Below are 15,764 nucleotides of genomic sequence, written 5' to 3'. Positions count from 1 at the left end.
TCGTCTCACACCGCTGTAATGCAGACCGGAGAAGCTAGCTCCAGTATATTGCCTGTGGGAATCAATCTGCCTGTGTCACCGTCGATAGTGAACGTGGTGATATTGCCGCTATTCTGGTTAGCGGCAAGCAGGAACCCGCCCATGATAGCGAAGTTGCGCGGTGTACGTCCACCAGATTTCTGCCAGTCTGCTGCCTCAAGCAGACCTGTGGAAGCATGAATATGAAACAGGACAATGCTGTCATGTCCCCGGTTTGAAGCATACAGAAAACGTCCGCATGGTGAAATATGAATGTCGGCGGCAGTATCATTGCTACCCGCACTATAGGATTCTGGAAGCGTGCTGATGTGCTGCAATATTGTGAGTTCTCCAAGCTGCTCATCGCTCTCAAATACAGTGACCGTACTGTTCAGCTCATTGATTAGATAGACCCATTGTCCCGAAGGGTGAACAGCCAAATGGCGTGGCCCTGAACCGGGTGGCAGTTTCATCTCATGATGCTTTATCAGCTTGCCTTCTTCAGACTGGTAGAACACAATTTGATCCAGACCCAGATCACAGACGAGTATTCGTCTACCGCTGCTGTCCGGAATCACGGAATGGGGATGCGGCGCCTCTTGGCGGTCTTGGCGAAGCCCCGAACCCTGATGTCTAACCTGGTCAGACATTACTTGAAGTGATCCATCTTCATTCACGGGGAATACATTGACATTTCCTCCCATATAATTGGAGACGAATATGTAATCATCCTTCGGGCTTATCGAAACATAACAAGGAGATCCTCCTTCTGTCTGCTGGCTCCCGAGTGGCGATAACTCTCTGGTGTGGGCGTCAATGGAAAAGGCATGAATCTCACCCTTCTCCTGCTCACTAACCGCATACAATACACTTTTCGTCCTATTTACAGCTAAATATGACGGACTCTCAATACCTGAGATACCTGCCAGATTTCTAATCTCCCCAGAGATCAAATTCAAAGAGCATAAGAGAATGGCCTTCTCTCCTTTAGGCTTATAGGTTCCAACATAAAACAACATTTCATCGTAACGTTCCATGACAGCGACTCCTCCTAGAGTAATTAGCAGCCTTTACAGTTTTGAAAAAAATATACATCAGAGCACAGTGACAAACTGATCTATATTGCCATTATCTGTACATTTTTTCACTATAGCATGTTTGCGTTTGCAATACATCAGTGAATTAAAGTATTCAATCTGGGCAAACTATAAAGATGCCTCCAATTTTTTACACATGATTTAAACTATCTACAAGCGGTTAATAGTAAACATCGAAGATAACATTATTAAGGAGATGAAGTAACATGGGTTTTTTATGGATGTTGATTGTTGGTGGAGTCATTGGCTGGTTGGCGGGTCTGATCATGGGCAGAGATATTCCAGGAGGTGTTATCGGTAATATTATTGCCGGTATTCTGGGTTCATGGCTTGGCGGAATGCTGCTGGGAAGCTGGGGACCTAAAGTAAGTGATTTCTACGTCTTCCCATCTTTGGTCGGAGCTATCGTGCTGATCTTTATTATCAGCCTAATTCTCCGTTCTGTTGGCGGACGCAGCCGTTCATAAACCTGATTATACTATAATAGTTTGTAAAAAATAATTGTAAAGAAGCCCACCAGAGTATGCTCTGGTGGGCTTCTTATATGTGATTACCATTCCAGAGCTATACGCTACCCGTTCAATGTTTTGCCATCGTATTTCTGTTATAATAATGAAACTAGTGACTCAAATCACAGAGAGGTTGTGAATCATGGGCAATATAAACCCCTCGCTTCTACATATCGGCTCCACTCTGGGGGCCGTGTTCATGGCGCTGATGGTTATTGTTATTCGTCTGAAAGCAAGCTCCCGTCCGGTTACCATCCGTAAAATATGGATTCCTCCACTCGGCATGTCGACTGGCTTTGCCATGTTCGTCGTACCTGAAGTAAGGTTTCCCCTATGGTGGGCGGCAATCGCCTTCTTGACCGGCTGGTTCATCTTTGCGTATCCACTGATCCGCAGTACTATCTTTGAGCAACGAGACGGGCAGATCTTCGCTCAGCGCTCCAAGAGCTTCGCCTTTATTCTGCTCGGACTGCTTCTGGTCCGTACGCTGCTACATGAACTTATCAATCAGTATGTTTCCGTTCCGCAGTCCGGAGGACTCTTCTTCATTCTGGCCTTCGGCATGATTGTCCACTGGAGACTGTTCATGTATAGACGTTACAACGTGCTCGCCCCGCCGGAGACTCGTCTTTCTGAGCCACGGGCATAAGTATTCTCTGTTAACGAGTTGATCCACACCTCCTAGCCGGTGGCTCTTTCATGCAGCCACCGGCTATTCCGTATTCATTCTCCCGCGCATATATGGATCTACTGCTACATACAATGTCTTCACCAGTACCTTACCGGCACTCGGAACAGCCAGCTAATCCTCATCCATTCTTTAGGGTTACAATTTTTCGAAGCGATGTCAGGTAACTTACGACCGGATACGTTAGAATATAAGCATACTTAACGTCAGGCTCCCAAAACAGGCTTTGCTGAGAACAGTAAGGACATGTTGCGTGAGGTTTTGTATAACTTTTAGAGAGTGGGGACAAGGCAATTGAAAAGTAAATCAAGAAAAGTGGCGATAGTCGGCTCCGGCATGGTCGGTTCCAGCTGTGCCTATTCCATGGTTAATCAGGCTATTTGCGATGAGATCATGATGATTGACCGCACCTATGACCGGGCCATGGCACAAGCGCTTGACCTCTCGCACTGCATGGATTTCACAGGCACACGGACAAAAGTATATGCTGGCACCTCTAATGATTGCGCCGGCATGGATGTTGTGATCCTGACCGCAGGAGCAAATCCCAAGCCAGGACAGACACGGCTTGATGTTCTGGATGACGCTGCCGTGATTACCAAAGAAATTGTAACCAACATAATGGCTGGCGGCTTTGACGGGATCTTCGTGATCGCCGCTAACCCGGTCGATATTGTCACCTATATGGTATGGAAAATATCCGGTCTGCCCCGTCACCGAATTATCGGCACAGGTACCTCTATCGACTCCTCGCGTCTAAAGACATTGCTGTCTGATGTGTTCTCCATTGATCCCCGCAGCGTTAACGGCTACGCGCTCGGAGAGCACGGCGAATCGCAATTTGTGGCCTGGTCTCATGTAACTATCGGTGGTAAACCAATTCTGCAGATTATGGAGCAGCACCGTGAACGCTTCAGCCAGCTGGATCTGGAGGATATTGCCCGCAAGACGAAGGATGCCGGGTGGGAGATCTTTACACGCAAGGGTTCCACGCATTTTGGCATCGGCAGTGCTCTAGCCTATATCACCCGTTCTATTCTGAATGACGAACATAAGATCATTGCTGTCTCAGCCATTCTCGATGGCGAGTATGGGCTAAGTGAGGTATGTGCAGGTGTTCCCGCTATTATTGGACGTGACGGAATCAAGGAACTGCTGGAACTGAATTTAAGCAGTGAAGAATTCGAGAAATTCAATGCTTCCTGCGGGATCATCCGTACTGGAATCGAGAGCCTACACCTGGAGGATCGAGTATAATATAACTCCTTAACAACAGCAAAAGCCACCGATTCTGCACGTTGATGTGCAGAGCCGGTGGCTTTTTTGAGATATAATAAGGTATTTGTTTCACAATTTATTCTCTGAACTTCTCAATCTCATCCTTTAGCTCAGACATCATATGATTCAATGAATCTGCCGAGGATACAATGTTCTTCATGATTTCTGTCTGCTCCGTGGAAGCGTAGGCTACCGCTTGGGCATTTTCAGCCGAATCCTTGGCGATAGTCAACATATCGGTAACAGAAGCTGTTATTTCTTCTGTCCCTGCGGACATTTCCTCGTTGATAGCCGACACTTCTTGAATCTGTAAAGAAACCTCATGGATAGAAGAACGGATATGTTCGAAAGCAGTACCCACATTTTTCATTTTGTTCATGCCCGCGTCAATTTCAACAATGCTTTTCTTCATGGACTGGCCTGCGCTAGTGGTCGAGGATTGAATTCTTGCGATCAGCTCCACAATATTGACTACAGAGATATTCGTCCGCTCAGCCAACTTCTTCACTTCGTTCGCCACTACCCCAAAGCCCCGACCATGCTCGCCCGCTCGAGCGGCTTCAATCGAAGCATTTAAGGACAGCAGTCCCGTCTGGTTAGCAATCTCCGAAATGACATCTACAATTTGCCCAATCTGTACAGATTGCTCCGTTAACGCCCCGATTAATTCCGCTGTTTGGTTAGCCGTAGTGATGATAATCGTCATTTGTTGCAGCGTAGATTGAATCTCGAGGTAACCGGCCTGTACCTCGGAGTTGACTGTCTCCGCCTGATCAGACACAGCCACCGATGATTCCGCAATTCTCTGCAGGCCAATGGCCAACTCTTCCGTCGCTCTGGCGGATTGCTCAGAACCTTTAAACTGATCCACCATCCCCTGTGCCACCTCTTGAATAACTGTAGCAATCTCTGCTGAGGTGCTAGAAGATAATTGCGCCGATTCCAGCAGCCCTTCCGACGAAGCCGCGACCTGCACAACGGTTGTATCAATCTTGCTGACAATAGCGGATAAAGACTCTATCATATTATTGATATCCTGGCTCATCTGGCCAATCTCATCCTCAGAACGAACCCTTACCCGCTCGCTTAATCTGCCCTCTGTTACCTTTTTCATAACGTTTGAGATAGCCACAATCGGCTTAACAATACGATGGGTAAGGGATAGGGAGATAAGGACGACTAGCACGATAATGCCCAGTAGAAAGAGTATGACTAATCTTTGAGCCGAAGTAACCTTAGCCGTAATTTCGCTCTTTGGCACTGTTATAAGCAGCTTCCAGTCTGTCCCCGTAATTGTCTTAAAGTAGGTTATAACTTCCTGTCCATCCTCACCCTTGTAAGTTTGGGAGCCGCTTTCCTGGCTCAGAATGTTTGTGACAGCCTGCTTCATGCTAGCTTCCTTGGCATAATCTGCAAGCTTTTTGCCAATCCGTTTCGGTTCGGTTGATGTATAATATTCACCCGCGCCTGAGATCACATATCCATATCCGGTTTCAGCTATATGGATGGTCTTGCTCATGTCTGTTAGAATGTCGGGAGTTACTGAAAAAGCAATACCTCCGGCAAATTGATCGTCCTTGTCAACCATCGGAACGATGATCGGGATTATGTATTTTTTGAGTGGCTCCAGATACGTCATCCCTGCAACTACAGGTTTATGCGTTTCTTTGGCTTTTAGAAAATAATCAGCTTTACTGCTATCAGCAGTCATCTTAATCATATTGCTTAAAAGGCCGCTCCTATTGATAACACTGTAGCCTTCAGATTGGGTATCACTGTCATCTAGCACTTTAATTATGGGAAAGATACTCTCCAGCTTATCCGTATCGAATTCCTTATGCTGAGCAACAAGCTCCTCTACCGCGGAGGTCTTCGACTGCAGCCATTCATCAATTCGCGTGGTGTTCATCTCCAGGATCTTCTGCGTCAATTGCTCCGTATCATCTCGTGTAACACCTCCGAAATAATTCAATAGAAATAACGTAGCCGCGAGCAAGGGAACAATGGCAATAGCAAGAATTACAAGTGACCATTTTGTTCGAATGGATGCCGCCTTTCTTTTCCTTACATTCATTTTCATTTTTCCCCAAACGTTTCCACTCATTCCTTAATCCCCCCACCATAAATGGTTTTCATTTACATATGCTGTAAATATATAATCATATATCGGCAGAAATAGACAAATTCTTTTGCTTTATAAACAAAAAATAAGCCTTTAGACCCAATAACTGGGATTCCAAAGACTTATATCGACAGAAAGTGCATATTGATGATAAGGAGGAATAGCCTTTATTTAGGCTTATTTCAGCACCTTTAAAGCCCGAACGCTATTAAGCACCGCAAGTATGGTTACACCTACATCCGAGAAAACGGCCTCCCACATGGTGGCAATTCCAAACGCGCCCAGAACTAGAAAGACGACTTTAACTCCTAGTGCAAAAATAATATTCTGCCAGACGATAGCGCGTGTACGCTTGGCAATCCCAATCGCAACAGCTATCTTAGACGGCTCATCGGTCATAATTACAATATCCGCTGCCTCGATAGCAGCATCTGAGCCCAGTCCACCCATGGCAATCCCGATGTCAGCTCTCGCCAGTACAGGGGTATCATTGATGCCGTCTCCTACAAAAACGATCTTTTCCTTAGCTGATTTCTGGCCTTCCAGTCTTTCGATGGCCTCCACTTTATGCTGTGGCAGAAGCTCTGCATGAACTTCATCTACCCCCAGCTGTTTCCCTACCGCTTCCGCCACCGATGCCGCGTCGCCTGTCAGCATGACCGTTCTGCGAATACCCAGCGCTTTAAGTGCCTGAATGGCTCGGAGTGAATCGTCCTTCACCTCATCGGCGATCACCAGATAACCTCCGTACTGCTTATCAATAGCTATATGAACCACCGTTCCACTCTGCCCCGGCACTTTGTAGGAGATACCCTCCCGTTCCATCAGCCGCGCATTCCCTGCCAGCACAGCTTTACCATCCACCGTAACCGCAATCCCATGACCAGAAATTTCGTTATAGTCCAAAATTCCTTCCTTAGCAATACTCTCACCGTAAGCTGCACGAATCGACTCGGCAATCGGATGATTGGAATGGCTCTCCGCATAGGCGGCAACCCGCAGCAGTTCGCTCTCTGACTTACCTTCTGCTGGATAAATACCCGTTACATTAAACTGACCTTTAGTCAGCGTCCCCGTCTTATCGAAGACTACAACCTTGACATCGTTCAATGCCTCCAGGAAGTTGCTACCTTTGATAAGAATGCCGCTCTTGGAAGCGGCACCGATGCCTCCGAAGAACCCAAGCGGGATCGAAACTACCAGCGCACAAGGGCAGGAAATCACGAGGAACACCAGTGCACGGTAAATCCAATCTGTGAACGTAGCACCACTTATAAATAGTGGCGGAAGAGTAGCCAGCAGCAAAGCTGTGATGACAACCACAGGCGTGTAGCCCCGTGCGAACTTGGTAATGAAATTCTCCGTCTTCGCTTTATTGCTGGAGGCGTTCTGTACCAGCTCCAGTATTTTGGAGACTGCCGATTCACCAAAAGTTTGCGTGACTTCAATGGTGATCACACCGTTGCGGTTGATGAACCCGCTTAACACTGCACTGCCCGGTCCCGCCGAACGCGGCACAGATTCACCGGTAAGCGCCGAAGTATCCATCATGGCACTACCCTGTAGAATAGTTCCGTCAAGCGGCACCTTCTCACCAGGCTTTACCACGATAATGTCTCCAATGCTTACGTCCTCCGGTGAGACCTTCTTCAATTCTTCCCCGATCTTAAGAAAGGCAAATTCAGGGCGGATATCCATCAGCGCCGTGATTGATCTGCGTGATTTATTAACTGCCAGTCCCTGGAACAGCTCTCCGATCTGGTAAAAGAGCATTACGGCAACACCTTCAGGATATTCTCCAATCGCAAAGGCACCGATTGTCGCTACCGCCATCAGGAAATTCTCATCGAACACCTGACCCCGAACGATATTCCGAGCGGCCCGCCAGACTACTTCGCCACCCACGATAAGATAAGCGGCCAGGAAGATCAGCAGTTCTAGTAATCCGCTAAGCTGCAATAGCATTCCGGCAGCAGCCAGAATACCTCCGCCCCCCAGACGCAGCAGGATGCGGCGGGTGTTCCCTTCCCCATGCTCATGACTGTGACCGTGTCCATCAGCATCTGCCTGCTCATGAGTATGACTGTGCTCATCAGCCTCAGGTTGTCCATGCTCATGTCCCTCCGCGTGTGTATGACTGCTGTTAGGAGATGGCTTCTGCTTACCCTTAGCTATAATTTCCTGCAGCTTCACATTAGGTTCCAGTGCCTTGACCGCTCTCTCTGCCTCCAACAAGGCTGATTCCATATACGCTTCTTCTGTCTCCATCGTTAACGTCTTCATGGCGAAATTAACAGAACAAGCTGACACACCTTCAATCTTTTTCACTTTGTCTTCAATCTTCATGGCACAGTTGGCACAATGCAGTCCTTCTAGTGTCCACTGACGTTTCACACTGCCTTGGATCATATTCAAATGACTCAGCTCCTCCGGCTAATCTATATATGAGCACTTATTCATATGTTATCTTTAACCATATTATATTCCCTTAGGTTTCGGAGTGTCAATGTATTGTTAGGAGTAACTGCCACTTTTTTCTGAAACAAGATGCATGGGTTTCGCCGTCCTTCAAAGTCAAATCCAACTTTTAGTTACTGCGGTCCCTTTGCCCGCATGGAATACTGTATTTCATACAACAATATACCTGTAAGCGATTATTCAGCTACAGATTCTTTCGTAAGTGACTTGATATTTCAATTCACACTTGTTAATATTAACATATGAGCACTTATTCATATATAAGAAAAGGGGTACATCTTATGAGCAATCATCAGCACACAGATAGCCATAATCAAACGAACCATTCACAGCCACACTTGCATAAAGATCACGATCATCATGGACATAGCCATTCCGGACATTCCCATGCGCCCAACAATAAAAAGGGTTTACTTATCGCCTTGCTTATCACCGGGGGCATTATGTTCCTCGAATTTTTCGGAGGCCTGTTTACCAATAGTTTGGCCCTACTCTCTGATTCTGGTCATATGCTCAGTGATACCGCTTCGCTTGCGCTCAGTCTGGTCGCCATGATATTCGCGGTGAAGCCGCCTTCCCTGAAGAATTCCTACGGATTTTATAGATTCGAGGTTATGGCTGCATTATTTAACGGTGTCACTTTGTTTGTTATTGCCGGATTTATTATGTGGGAGGCTTATCATCGTTTCTTTGCACCGCCTACAGTAAACAGTGGCTCCATGATGATCATCGCTTCTGTTGGACTGCTTGCCAACCTGATCAGCGCCTGGATGTTAATGCGGAAAAGTGATGTAAAAGAGAACCTCAATATACGCAGCGCCTACCTGCATATTCTGAGTGATGCCTTAGGCTCGGTTGGAGCTATTATTGCCGGACTGATCATGAGTCTATTCTCTTGGTATGCTGCGGATCCGATCATTAGTGTCTTGGTCGCTCTTCTTATCCTGAAGGGAGCTTGGGGAGTCATTAAACAGGCCTTTCACATCCTGATGGAGGGAACTCCTAGTGCTGTTAATACCGATCAAGTCAAAAATACATTAATGCATATTGATGGCGTGATCAATGTTCATGATTTGCATATCTGGACCATCACTTCAGGACTCGATTCTCTCAGCTGCCACCTGCTTATCAAAGACGACATGGACCCTCAGACCATCCTGCAGCAGGCCGTCGCGCTTATGGAGGAGAAGTTCAATATTCAGCATTCCACAATACAAGTTGAAAATTCCCAATTACAGCATGGTGATCTAAAAGTCTAAATCAACCGCTTCCTTCGAGAAATATAAGGATAAGTTTCATCTGAAACCTATAAATTCTTATCTTTTTAAAAAAAAGAGCGCCACATTGGGCGCTCTTTTTTCCTGCTATATTCAGCTAAGCTACTCGTGGCGGATATGTTCATGCGTCTGCAAAAAGATCTGCTCTACATGCGCATCATTTAACGAGTAATACACGGTCTTTCCTTCTTTGCGGCGCTTCACAATCCGCAGATTCCGCAGATAGCGGAGCTGATGGGATACTGCCGATTGCCCCATATCCAGGATCGTAGACAAATCGTGTACACATAGCTCTCGTTGGGATAGGGCGTAGATGAGCCGTACTCTTGTCGGATCACCCAACGCTTTGAACATCTCGGCCATTTTATCCGTTGTCTCCCGTTCAGGCAGGATCAACGCCATAGATTCCGGTTCCAGCTCCGAACCCTTGCATGTATCGTCACATTCTTCTAGTGCTGCTGGCTCCATGCTTCGCCCTCCCCTATAAGCTAATCCGGCTCAACCGGTTGCCATTAACATCATGTTCTTTTAATTATAGAAAGAACTGCTCCGAATGTCCATGGAGAGGGATTCTCACTTAAACATAGACCACTGCAGCTTACACCGCCTTGCGCCAAAAGAAAAATAGACCTGCCACCAAAAATACAATCAGACTGCCGAGTACCACGATCATTAAGCTGTCTAGAGGTAAATTGAAAGCACCAAATCCGTCTTGCCCATTGGGTGTCATGGCCAACGAGGGCTGTACCCAAGGATAATAAGGCCCGTATGTTGCGGAATTCGCGATTAGTATATTGGGTATGGTCAAGCTCACATTCAGTGCCAGCGGCGCGCCAAAGCTGCTCCAGCCTTGAGAAACTGCCAGCTGCAGAGCAGCCAGAGGCAGACAGGCAATCCAGCCGCCAAATACGCTGAACAGCAGGATGGACCAGGGCACCGGAGCAGCGGCGTCGCGAATCCAACCCATTCCGAGTAAGCACACAAGGAACAGCAGCTGTACCACACCTAGCAAAGCGATGATCATAACATATTTGGATAGATATACTTTCATCCTTGTTACAGGAAGGGAAAGCAGCAGCTTCCAGCCTCCATCCTGATGCTCATACCGACAGATCAGCGCTGCGAAAATACCTGAGAGCACCGGCAGAAACAGCAGGCCGTGAACCACAGACATCACAGAGAGCAGCAGCCCCCAAGTGACCTCTTCTCCATCCCGGATGGATAGCGCACCAGGCAGTATGGCAATTGCCGGACTTAAAATCACAAGCAGCCAAATGTACGACTTGGACATCTTCAACCGTTCAGAGGCGCATATTCGCCAAAAGGAACCCATACTCATTCCACATCCTTTCGTGCGAAGTGTACAATACCCGGCAACAGCACCAACAGACCAAGCAGTAAGCCCCCACTGCTGTACAGTACATGATGCGGAGTTCCCCACACCAGATATGGCCAAGACAAGGGAATCCATTCCGCGAGGAACATGGCAAACAATGAGGTGAGCGACAGCGTCAGCCCCAGCGCAACCGGAAATGTCTGATTGCGGAAGGACAAAGAAAGCCATAGCTGCAAGACAATCACCGGGAGTGCTGCCAGATAAGACAACAAACCGATCCGAAACACATCCGCGTACGGAATAAGCTCGCGCTTAAAGCCCAAGGCCAATCCAAGACCAACTGCGCCTGCGGAGAGCAGCAGACAAGAGAAAGCTACAAGTAGCAGACAGAGCAGCAGCTTAGCCATAAATACGGATGTGCGGGAGATGGGCAGAGCCAGAAGCTGCTTCCAGGAGCTCGTCTGATGCTCGATATTTGCTATCAGTGAGCAGACTAGCGTACCGCCCAAATAGAGAGCTACTGGCACAAAGTCAGACAGATTACTCAGCAGCCCCCCCCATAAATCAGCACTATACTGCTTGGTCAGATAATCATAACGAAGTCCGAAGTTCAGTCCCTGCATAGCGACTAATCCGAGAGGACCAAGAAACACCAGAAACCACAGTCCCCTACCGCGAATCTTTAGCCAGTCCGCTGACAGTGCCCGCCAGACCATCATGCTTCCCCTCCCCCAATAACCTGCAGGAAGAAGTCCTCAAGCGATTGTCTATGCTCCTCCACTCGGTAAACAGAGTGGCCATTCTCGACCAATTCCTTCACCAGCAGTGCTACTCTGGCATCGTTCATGCGGGAGAAGATCAGCTTGTCTTCCCGAAGTGCTCCATCATAGCCACAATGTCCGGCCAAATTCAAAGCCACTATGGGATCAGATACATGCAGCCGCATTTCTCCTGCTGCCTGCTGCTGTAGATTAGTGATCGTGTCCTGATAGATCAGTTGCCCTTGCCGGATAATACCTACGGTATCCGCCATTTGTTCAATCTCGCTTAGCAGGTGACTGGATACAAGAACAGTAATTCCCTGCTCCAGCGGCAGCCGCTTAATCAAGCTGCGAATTTCCTGAATGCCTGAAGGGTCAAGGCCGTTGGTCGGCTCGTCGAGAATAAGTAGCTCCGGACTGCCTAGTAGCGCAGCGGCAATGCCTAGCCGCTGCTTCATACCCAGTGAGAAGCCTTTTACCGGTCGCTTCTCTTCACCTGTTAAAGAGACAATATCCAGCACCTCGGGAATTCTTGACTTGGAAACATCAAGGATACGGCGAATAACCTCAAGATTGTCTACAGCGCTCAGATGTCCGTAATAGGACGGCGACTCGACCAACGACCCTATCTTACGCAAGATCTGCAGCTTATTCTTGCGCAAATCCTGGCCGAATATTTCAATGCTGCCCGATGTGGGAGTTATTAGTCCGAGCAGCATACGGATTGTTGTGGTCTTCCCCGCTCCATTCGGCCCCAGAAAGCCATAGATTTCTCCTTTGCTGATATTCAGATTCAAATTCTCCACCGCAGCCCGGCCACGGTATTTCTTCCACAAATCCTTGGTTTCTATAACAGTATTCTTCATGTCCTTCATGTTCTTCACCTCGGTATTCAGCATAACGCTCCAAGGTTAAAACCAAAGTTGCACGAAGTTTAAGTTTTGTTTAAATTTCCTGCTGCTGATTAAAGATCACTATCGAGGTGCCTTGTTGCGTACTGTCCATTGTCCAGTCCAGCTCCATAGCTTTAAGCAGCAAATCCACGATAGTAAGTCCCAATCCTGCCCCCTTGGATGTCGAATCGCTCTCCAGACCCTGGCCATGATCGGCGATCAGAATGACACGTAACCCTGCCCGAACTTCGGTGGAGATCCCCACATAACAACCACTACGTGCATGCCGTACAATATTCTGATACAGATTATCAAGAATACGCCGGAACCAGATCTCATCGACGTTCCAATACAAAGGTTTGTCCGAGAGGTCAATATCGACCTCAAAGCCTTCCTTCTCCCATAGAGGATACCAAGCTGCGGCACTTTCCCGCAGCAACCTGAAGACATCCTTGCGCTCGCGATTCAGGATTACCCGACCACTGTTCAGCAAGTTATAAGAGAGCAGATTCTCAATCAGTACACCAAGATCGGCAATACGCTCATCCATCAGCTTCAGGGATGCTTGTCCCTGAGGCGTTATCTTCTCCTTGGTCAGCACATGCAAATGGCTGCGGATAATGGTCAGCGGTGTACGGAGATCATGGGACAAATCGGATACAAGCCGCTTGCGCAAGCCCTCCTCCTCCGACTCTCTTCTTCGGCTGCTGGCAAGCTCTGCCACCATCGTATTAAAGGCCTCCTCCAAGCGGCCGATTTCATCCGGCTTCCCCGAAGCAATCGCCCCTGGCATTCCGTCCGGACCGATGATGGTCATCGCGGTTTGAAGACGCAGCAGGCGTTTGCGTATGCCAATGAAGAATAACCAGGAGACCACTGCGAAGGCTATAAAAAGCACCAATAATACTAGGCCATACCATATGCTGATACTCTTCCCTAAGACAACGTTCAATACAGCCTCGGGTATCTGCATGACCATGAAACCTTCCCCGGCCTCAGCTTTGTCACCCACAAAAGCAACGATGGTCAAGGGTTCACGCTTCATGCTCTGTTTCATAAAGGCAATCGCCTCAGCCGCCGTCCAGTGAACAGGTAAGGGGCCTCCAACTCCCTGTACTTCCTGAACGGACTGAGCTGGCCCAAGCGTTAGCCGAGTCATCCCTTGACCATCTACCCAGAACACGGTAGCCCTGCTATATTTGCCGCTCAGTTCATGCAGCCGTTGATTGATAACCTCTGGCGGTGCACCTTGCAGCAGCAGCGCTTCATTATGCCATAACTTCTCCAGCTCCTTAATATTGGAATAGAGTGCGGCATCCTTAGGCTGCTCCTCTGCATCCACTCGGTTGAACAAATCATAAACAATAGTGGTTAAGGGCAATACCACCGGAAGGAATAGCAACGCAGCTATAATAATCAGCAAATAACGTGATAGAAGAGAACTACGCAGCTTAGAAAAACGTTCTGCCCCCCTCATGCTCTTACCCGGTACCCGATTCCACGCACAGTTTCAATAATCTGCGGTACCGCGGGGTCAAGCTCCAGCTTTTCGCGTAAATAACGAATATGGACCATCAGTGTCTTATCCCCTTCCATATAGGCTTCACCCCAGACCGCTTCGTAAATCTGCTCCTTAGTCATAATCTGACCGAGATGGCGCAGTAAATAGGAGAAGATCTGGTGCTGCTTGCCTGTAAGCCTAATTTCGTGGCCCGTATCAGCCTGGACAACCCGGTTATCACTCTCGTATACAATAAGATGCTTCAGAGCCAGCGGCTCAGAAACGGCTGTGCCTGCCCGTCTTAGCAGCACCTCGATGCGGGCAGCCAGTTCATCCGGATGAAAGGGCTTCGTCAAATAATCATCGGCGAATTCCAATCCCTGCAGCTTGTCATCAATAGAGCTCCGGGCAGAGAGCATCAGGATTGGAAGCTGGGGATAGGCTCGCTTCAGCCGCTGTCCAACGGTGAATCCATCCAGTCCAGGCAGCATAACATCGAGAATAACCAATTGGCTGTCGGCTGCCGCCTCTAAAGCTCCTTCCCCGCTTTGCAGCCACCGAACCCCATACTCACGTTCACGCAGATCACTGGATACAACATGGCCGATCTCTCGGTCATCCTCAATATACAGCAGAGTAACACTCATTTGACTTCAATCCTTTCCCACTATGTATAAAGCAAAAACCCCCGAAAGCCGCGATAGCAAGCTGGTACTGGGGATGCGATTGTCTTCATATTTTATCAAACACTGTAAATAAAATGGGCCGGTGGCAATTCTTCCGGCTTCCCAAAGAGGTAGCCTTGAGCCAAATCCATACCTATATCGCGGCAAAAAAGAAATTCCTCCCGTCGCTCGATGCCTTCAGCCAGCACTTTGGCACCAAATTCAGCCGCCCGGTCCATAATATTCAGGATCGCACTTTGCTTCACTGCGTCTTCATCGCAGTTACTGATTAATTCACGGTCAATCTTCACATAATCCGGCTTCAAACTGCACATTAACTCTACCGTCGAATAACCAGTCCCTACATCATCAAGCGCAACATGCATTCCCTGACGCCGGTACTCTGCAAAAATCGTGTGCAGGTGAGCAATATCCGCTATATTTTCCGTTTCCACAACCTCAAACACGAAATCCTTTGGATCTTGGTTCAGCCTGTCTATCGCCGCAAAAGTATGGGTAAGACAATATTGCGGATTATAAATCGATGAGGGCAAAAAATTAATAAATCGTTTAATCCCCTTCGGTAAAAGCTTCGCGCTGCACTCAATAGCTGAAACACGCGCGGCCCGGTCTAGGAAACTATGAAATCCCGTCTGACGGGCTATCTCAAACAGCTCATAGGGCTGAAAATAACTTCCGTTCTGCAGCGGCCGCAGCAGAAACTCGAAACCTACGATCTTTTCGGTAACGTTTACAATGGGCTGTAAATAGCTGCAGAAATCATGATTGGAAATAATATTTATCAAATTATCATGGGAGAATCTAACCTCAAGCTGTTCCAAAGATAACCAGCGCTCGTGAAGACCGACACCCTTTTTACCCGTAATGTAAAGAGCCAAGGACACCGTTAACAGTTGCTGCAATTCACCTAGCAATTTCAACAAGCGCATAAGCTTCTCCAAGGATGTATAAGGAATAATTCCTATATTCTTAACACCCGCTATTTCGTATCCCGCAGCTTTTATAGCAGCAGCAAGAGGGATGGAATAGGGTCGTATCCTTAATTCACCTTGGTCTTCCACAGGTTCAATAGCCAAGCAATCCGTACAGCTCATAAGATCCCCCCAGCTCAATGGTTCAG

Annotated in this window: 15 protein-coding genes; 4 read left to right on the top strand and 11 right to left on the bottom strand. The window is 47.9% G+C overall.

Annotation, left to right across the window (positions count from 1 at the left end):
* Positions 1-5: 5 nt before the first annotated feature.
* Positions 6-1,055 carry a lactonase family protein gene (locus GJB61_RS20500; RefSeq protein WP_154120883.1) on the bottom strand — a complete coding sequence of 350 codons (1,050 nt, stop codon included), beginning with the start codon at positions 1,053-1,055 and terminating at the stop codon, positions 6-8.
* Between the two features lie 266 nt (positions 1,056-1,321).
* Here GJB61_RS20500 and GJB61_RS20495 point away from each other — a divergent pair, with 266 nt between their 5' ends.
* Entirely contained in the window at positions 1,322-1,582 is a 261-nt protein-coding gene (locus tag GJB61_RS20495; RefSeq protein WP_154120882.1) for a GlsB/YeaQ/YmgE family stress response membrane protein, read from the top strand.
* Between the two features lie 184 nt (positions 1,583-1,766).
* Entirely contained in the window at positions 1,767-2,273 is a 507-nt protein-coding gene (locus GJB61_RS20490; RefSeq protein ID WP_154120881.1) for a CcdC family protein, read from the top strand.
* Between the two features lie 63 nt (positions 2,274-2,336).
* Here the strand turns inward: GJB61_RS20490 and GJB61_RS32235 are convergent, their stop codons facing one another.
* The gene (locus GJB61_RS32235) at positions 2,337-2,426 is read right to left on the bottom strand and encodes a hypothetical protein (RefSeq protein ID WP_267490833.1); all 90 of its coding nucleotides are present in this window, start codon (positions 2,424-2,426) and stop codon (positions 2,337-2,339) included.
* Positions 2,427-2,606: 180 nt separating this feature from the next.
* Here GJB61_RS32235 and GJB61_RS20480 point away from each other — a divergent pair, with 180 nt between their 5' ends.
* Positions 2,607-3,569, top strand: coding sequence for an L-lactate dehydrogenase (locus GJB61_RS20480; protein ID WP_154120880.1), 963 nt, complete (start codon positions 2,607-2,609; stop codon positions 3,567-3,569).
* 97 nt (positions 3,570-3,666) lie between these two features.
* Here the strand turns inward: GJB61_RS20480 and GJB61_RS20475 are convergent, their stop codons facing one another.
* Positions 3,667-5,694: a methyl-accepting chemotaxis protein gene (locus GJB61_RS20475; protein WP_154120879.1), complete on the bottom strand. Its 2,028-nt coding sequence runs from the start codon at positions 5,692-5,694 to the stop codon at positions 3,667-3,669.
* A gap of 195 nt (positions 5,695-5,889) precedes the next feature.
* Positions 5,890-8,121 carry a heavy metal translocating P-type ATPase gene (locus GJB61_RS20470; protein ID WP_154120958.1) on the bottom strand — a complete coding sequence of 744 codons (2,232 nt, stop codon included), beginning with the start codon at positions 8,119-8,121 and terminating at the stop codon, positions 5,890-5,892.
* Positions 8,122-8,471: 350 nt separating this feature from the next.
* On the opposite strand from GJB61_RS20470, the gene GJB61_RS20465 reads away from it, so the two are divergent.
* A complete protein-coding gene (locus GJB61_RS20465; protein WP_154120878.1) occupies positions 8,472-9,449 on the top strand; it encodes a cation diffusion facilitator family transporter in 978 nt (325 codons plus the stop codon).
* Between the two features lie 120 nt (positions 9,450-9,569).
* On the opposite strand, the gene GJB61_RS20460 is transcribed toward GJB61_RS20465, so the two are convergent.
* The 7 genes from GJB61_RS20460 to GJB61_RS20430 form a co-directional block, all read right to left on the bottom strand.
* The gene (locus GJB61_RS20460; RefSeq protein ID WP_154120877.1) at positions 9,570-9,935 is read right to left on the bottom strand and encodes an ArsR/SmtB family transcription factor; all 366 of its coding nucleotides are present in this window, start codon (positions 9,933-9,935) and stop codon (positions 9,570-9,572) included.
* A gap of 130 nt (positions 9,936-10,065) precedes the next feature.
* Positions 10,066-10,800, bottom strand: a complete 735-nt coding sequence (locus tag GJB61_RS20455; RefSeq protein ID WP_154120876.1) for an ABC transporter permease — start codon at positions 10,798-10,800, stop codon at positions 10,066-10,068.
* Positions 10,801-10,802: 2 nt separating this feature from the next.
* Positions 10,803-11,519, bottom strand: coding sequence for an ABC transporter permease (locus GJB61_RS20450; RefSeq protein ID WP_154120957.1), 717 nt, complete (start codon positions 11,517-11,519; stop codon positions 10,803-10,805).
* Positions 11,519-12,430 (bottom strand): ABC transporter ATP-binding protein, encoded by a 912-nt coding sequence (locus GJB61_RS20445; RefSeq protein ID WP_154120956.1) that lies wholly within the window; start codon positions 12,428-12,430, stop codon positions 11,519-11,521. Before GJB61_RS20445 ends, GJB61_RS20450 begins: the two co-directional genes overlap by 1 nt.
* Before the next feature lie 79 nt (positions 12,431-12,509).
* Entirely contained in the window at positions 12,510-13,934 is a 1,425-nt protein-coding gene (locus tag GJB61_RS20440; protein ID WP_154120875.1) for a sensor histidine kinase, read from the bottom strand.
* Positions 13,931-14,605 carry a response regulator transcription factor gene (locus GJB61_RS20435; protein ID WP_154120874.1) on the bottom strand — a complete coding sequence of 225 codons (675 nt, stop codon included), beginning with the start codon at positions 14,603-14,605 and terminating at the stop codon, positions 13,931-13,933. Before GJB61_RS20435 ends, GJB61_RS20440 begins: the two co-directional genes overlap by 4 nt.
* Positions 14,606-14,700: 95 nt before the next feature.
* On the bottom strand, positions 14,701-15,738 hold the full coding sequence (locus GJB61_RS20430; RefSeq protein WP_154120873.1) for an EAL domain-containing protein: 1,038 nt from the start codon (positions 15,736-15,738) through the stop codon (positions 14,701-14,703).
* Positions 15,739-15,764: the final 26 nt, after the last annotated feature.

Origin of the sequence: Paenibacillus monticola (assembly GCF_009664975.1) — a bacterium.
In the GTDB taxonomy this organism is placed as follows: Bacteria; Bacillota; Bacilli; order Paenibacillales; family Paenibacillaceae; genus Paenibacillus_AQ; species Paenibacillus_AQ monticola.
Note: the sequence above shows the minus strand (reverse complement) of the source record. Positions and strands in the feature narration are given on the sequence as shown.

Excerpts from the sequence above, each read along its gene's own strand:
- GJB61_RS20465 (WP_154120878.1), top strand. The coding sequence starts at position 8,472 with ATGAGCAATCATCAGCACACAGATAGCCATAATCAAACGAACCATTCA.
- GJB61_RS20450 (WP_154120957.1), bottom strand. The coding sequence starts at position 11,519 with ATGGTCTGGCGGGCACTGTCAGCGGACTGGCTAAAGATTCGCGGTAGG.
- GJB61_RS20445 (WP_154120956.1), bottom strand. The coding sequence starts at position 12,430 with ATGAAGAATACTGTTATAGAAACCAAGGATTTGTGGAAGAAATACCGT.
- GJB61_RS20470 (WP_154120958.1), bottom strand. The coding sequence starts at position 8,121 with ATGATCCAAGGCAGTGTGAAACGTCAGTGGACACTAGAAGGACTGCAT.
- GJB61_RS20495 (WP_154120882.1), top strand. The coding sequence starts at position 1,322 with ATGGGTTTTTTATGGATGTTGATTGTTGGTGGAGTCATTGGCTGGTTG.
- GJB61_RS20500 (WP_154120883.1), bottom strand. The coding sequence starts at position 1,055 with ATGGAACGTTACGATGAAATGTTGTTTTATGTTGGAACCTATAAGCCT.
- GJB61_RS20490 (WP_154120881.1), top strand. The coding sequence starts at position 1,767 with ATGGGCAATATAAACCCCTCGCTTCTACATATCGGCTCCACTCTGGGG.
- GJB61_RS20430 (WP_154120873.1), bottom strand. The coding sequence starts at position 15,738 with ATGAGCTGTACGGATTGCTTGGCTATTGAACCTGTGGAAGACCAAGGT.
- GJB61_RS20440 (WP_154120875.1), bottom strand. The coding sequence starts at position 13,934 with ATGAGGGGGGCAGAACGTTTTTCTAAGCTGCGTAGTTCTCTTCTATCA.
- GJB61_RS20460 (WP_154120877.1), bottom strand. The coding sequence starts at position 9,935 with ATGGAGCCAGCAGCACTAGAAGAATGTGACGATACATGCAAGGGTTCG.
- GJB61_RS20475 (WP_154120879.1), bottom strand. The coding sequence starts at position 5,694 with ATGAGTGGAAACGTTTGGGGAAAAATGAAAATGAATGTAAGGAAAAGA.
- GJB61_RS20435 (WP_154120874.1), bottom strand. The coding sequence starts at position 14,605 with ATGAGTGTTACTCTGCTGTATATTGAGGATGACCGAGAGATCGGCCAT.
- GJB61_RS20455 (WP_154120876.1), bottom strand. The coding sequence starts at position 10,800 with ATGGGTTCCTTTTGGCGAATATGCGCCTCTGAACGGTTGAAGATGTCC.